5 protein-coding genes are annotated in these 3,633 nt (G+C 37.9%); 2 read left to right on the forward strand and 3 right to left on the reverse strand.

Annotated elements, in window-relative coordinates; genetic code table 11:
• On the reverse strand, window positions 1–157 hold a 157-nt coding region (locus tag HN459_10030), incomplete at its 3' end, for a hypothetical protein (GenBank protein MBT3479779.1).
• Between the two features lie 23 nt (window positions 158–180).
• Window positions 181–1,494, reverse strand: a complete 1,314-nt coding sequence (locus HN459_10035) for a hypothetical protein (protein ID MBT3479780.1) — start codon at window positions 1,492–1,494, stop codon at window positions 181–183.
• Window positions 1,495–1,708: 214 nt separating this feature from the next.
• Between HN459_10035 and HN459_10040 the strand changes: the two genes are divergently transcribed.
• The gene (locus HN459_10040) at window positions 1,709–2,089 is read left to right on the forward strand and encodes a co-chaperone GroES (GenBank protein MBT3479781.1); all 381 of its coding nucleotides are present in this window, start codon (window positions 1,709–1,711) and stop codon (window positions 2,087–2,089) included.
• A 62-nt stretch (window positions 2,090–2,151) separates the two neighbouring features.
• Window positions 2,152–3,234 carry a radical SAM family heme chaperone HemW gene (gene hemW / locus HN459_10045; protein MBT3479782.1) on the forward strand — a complete coding sequence of 361 codons (1,083 nt, stop codon included), beginning with the start codon at window positions 2,152–2,154 and terminating at the stop codon, window positions 3,232–3,234.
• A 44-nt stretch (window positions 3,235–3,278) separates the two neighbouring features.
• Here the strand turns inward: hemW and HN459_10050 are convergent.
• On the reverse strand, window positions 3,279–3,633 hold a 355-nt coding region (locus HN459_10050; protein ID MBT3479783.1), incomplete at its 5' end, for an AMP nucleosidase.

Consider the following 3,633-nt stretch of genomic DNA (forward strand, 5'->3'; position numbering starts at 1 on the left):
CCACTTGGTCGCCTTTCCTGCCATCAGCATTAGTGTACCATCTTTCGCCCCATTTTCCATACTTATTATCTCCAACAGATTTCACCTCAATCTGAGCCTGGAGAAGACTAAAACAAACAATCCCGACTCCAACCAAATATAGTTTTATGTTTTTCATATTGTAGCCTTTTTTTTGTTAAACTAATTAATTTCGATACTGTTAAGAGATATAAACTTTATATCCTCTCTTGTATAATAAAATAATATATTATCCTTGATTACCGGATGATCAATTGACTGATCTAAGGTTTTAACTAACCGTATTGTATTGAATTCATCGTTCGAATAAAAAATATTTTTTCCAGAAAAAAGAAAATAACTGTTTGATGAATTTGGATCTTCCAAAAGATATTTATAAAACTCATCTCTGTCAGGGTTATCCCTAATAATGGTCCATGTCAATCCTCCATCCATTGACTTATATATCTCATACCAACTACCAATCGAATAAAGAACATCCCGATTATTGGCATTAAAAACCAAATCAAATATAAAAGCAGTTTTTGGATTGAAATCAGAATTAAAGTCAGTTTCATGTATTAAGGATAATCCATTTGCACCTATTACAGTAACGACCCCTTCTTCCGACCTATTTATTCTACCCCACAACCATACATATTCTTCTTTATATGGATGCCAGTCAATGTAACTGAATCCTTGACTATTGTCAACAGCACCATAAACTAAATCCCAATTATATCCTCCATCAACCGATTGAAAAATTCCCCTACCACCCTCCTGAGCCAAAACAATATTTGGGTTATGGGGCGACATTTCAACACGATATAAATAGAGTGTTTTTTCTCGATCATCACCGTAATAGTTTAATTTTGTGTTCGCCCAGGTTATTCCCCCATCGGTGCTATGCCAGAAATGTTTAATTCCATTTGCAACTATAATATGATCTCCATTTACAGAAACATTTGCTGCACCTGCAGAAAAATTTGTGTCCGAGAATCCCAGGTATTCCCAGTCGCTGAATTCATTTATGTAATTTTTACGCCATAAGCCTTCACGATCAAGGGCAGCATAGATAAAAGGTTTCTCTATTTCCATGCCCCAAAGATAAAAATTGACAATTTTATCTGGGTAATAGTCACCAGGGAGATTCAAAATTGAAATAGTGACTGATTTTTCTATTTTATTTGTTGCCTCATCAACTGAGACAACTTTTATAGTATATTCACCATTCGGTGCTTTTTTAGTATCCCAATTATATTCATAATTAAGGGTGCTGTCAGTAAAGTGTAGCGAGTCATTTATAAAAAACTCAACAAATGCTATTCCTTTTTCATCTTTTGTATCAACTTGTATAAAAACTGTATCACGAAATGTTTCCCCTGCGGCAGGTGAAATAATCATTAATTCTGGCGGCGTTTTATCTGGCTTTGCTTTATCTTCGCAAGCTATAAAAAGACTAACCAATAGAATAATGGGTAGAATTGAGTGATTCATGGTCTATTTAATCTTTTTTCCCAAGATATGTTTTAAGACATTGCATAATTCACCAAAATATAGTACCCAATCTGGGAGTTGTCAATAGAGTAGACTACCTACTATATATGTAGGTAGATGTACCTATATTTTTTCCTTTCTTAATCGCTATAATTCATAGTTTTAAAATTTTAATGGAGTTGAACCACTTCACAAATCACCCCTAATTTCTTTCATGCGAAGTAAAAATAAACAGATACTTGTGGTGGGCGATCGTGTCTTGATCCGCCCAGACAAAGGTGAAGGAAAATCAAAGGCGGGGATTTACTTGCCGCCAAGCGTGGTTGAAAAGCAGGAAGTCTTAAGCGGTGTGGTGGTAGAAGTAGGCCCGGGAATTCCATTGGGTAATCCAGAAGACAATATGGATGAACCCTGGTCAACCAACGACAGTGGGTCGGTGAAATATATTCCATCCCAAGCTGAAGTAGGCGATATGGTATTATTTGTAAATAAAGCGTCTATCGAAATAAAAATCGAAAATGAGGATTATCTCATTATGCCCCAGTCCGCCATTCTCATCCTCATCCGGGATGACCTTCACAGTTTAGCCGATTAATCATTCAAACCATGCCTAAAGCCGGCATTTATATTCACATGCCCTTTTGTCGGGTGAAGTGCATGTATTGCGACTTTTATTCTGTAGCGGATCGCGATGATGCAATCCCCGCTTTTTTTGAAGCACTCCTCAAGGAAATTGACATGTGCGAAACGGATACAAGCGGTTGGATTATTGATACCATTTTCATCGGCGGTGGTACGCCAAGCCTAACACCTCCTCATCAATTAGAAAAATTAATTCGGACATTGGATAGAAAGTTCAATATATCTCAAGTAACCGAATTCACTATGGAGACCAATCCCGGTGAAGCGCCAGCGGACAGTTTAAAAGCCTACCGGGAATTAGGCGTGAATCGAATCTCCATGGGTGTTCAATCACTTGAGCCAAGCCTGCTCCAATTCTTAACGCGGATTCACGGTCCAGAAGAAGTATTCAAAACATTCGATGCGGCACGACATGCAGGGTTTGATAACATTAATTGTGACCTTATTTTTAACATTCCGGGACAAACCATAGATATTTGGCAGCGCGACCTTCAGCGCATTATAGACTTAGAACCGGAACATATGTCTTGTTATTCTTTAACAGTTGAAGAAGGCACCCAACTTTACCAATATGTGAATCGAGGCAAAGTCACCATGCCCAGCAATGACCAAAGTGCTGAATTTTACCAATGGACTCAATCCACCATGACTGATAATGGATTCGAACAATATGAAATATCCAATTGGTCGAAACCCAATTTGGAATGTAAACAAAACCTTCATTACTGGGAAATTGAGCCATACTTGGCGTTCGGTCCATCGGCCCATGGGTTTGACGGAAAAAACCGATTTTCGAATATTCGAAATTTAGACGGTTATATTAAAAATTTAGGCGACGGCAATTTGCCGCGCCAAGATGATTATGAATTATCGGATAAAGACAGAACAAATGAAATGATCGGCTTTGGGCTTCGAATCAAAAATGGTGTAAATCTCTCCAAAATTCCAAATATGTACCGCAAATCATTCGATCAATCAATCATCGAGAATCATTCAAAGTGGGGAAATTATTTTATAAAGGAAAATGACCGAATAAAATTGACGAGCGAAGGATACTCTTTTGCCGATGCTATTGCAGTGGATATGATGATAGATTAAAGTAGAGAAACTTTACGAAGGTTCCAAACCTTCGAAAAGTTAGCTCAATAAGTAAAATGCTTAATCTGCTCCCCTTCTTTGCCGATACTTTCCATGGCTTCCATGCCGATTTCTAAATGAAGATCCACCCATTTTTTTGTTACCTCTTTATCAGACTCTTCTGTTTTAATTCCTTCCGGAGTCATAGGTACATCTGACACCAATAGAAGGGCGCCTCGATCGATGCCATTGGCAAAACCTACAATAAACAATGTGGCCGTTTCCATATCGATCCCCAAAACACGAATTTTCTTTAGGTAATCCTTAAAAGCATCATCATGCTCCCAAACCCTCCGGTTGGTGGTATAGATAACGCCAGTCCTATATTCCAATTTTTGGTTCACCAATAATTCGGATACA

The sequence above is a fragment of the Candidatus Neomarinimicrobiota bacterium genome, from assembly GCA_018647265.1.
Classification (GTDB): domain Bacteria; phylum Fidelibacterota; class Marinisomatia; order Marinisomatales; family TCS55; genus TCS55.

Coding starts and splice junctions, on each gene's coding strand:
- HN459_10040 (MBT3479781.1), top strand. CDS start 1,709: ATGCGAAGTAAAAATAAACAGATACTTGTGGTGGGCGATCGTGTCTTG.
- HN459_10035 (MBT3479780.1), bottom strand. CDS start 1,494: ATGAATCACTCAATTCTACCCATTATTCTATTGGTTAGTCTTTTTATA.
- hemW (MBT3479782.1), top strand. CDS start 2,152: ATGTATTGCGACTTTTATTCTGTAGCGGATCGCGATGATGCAATCCCC.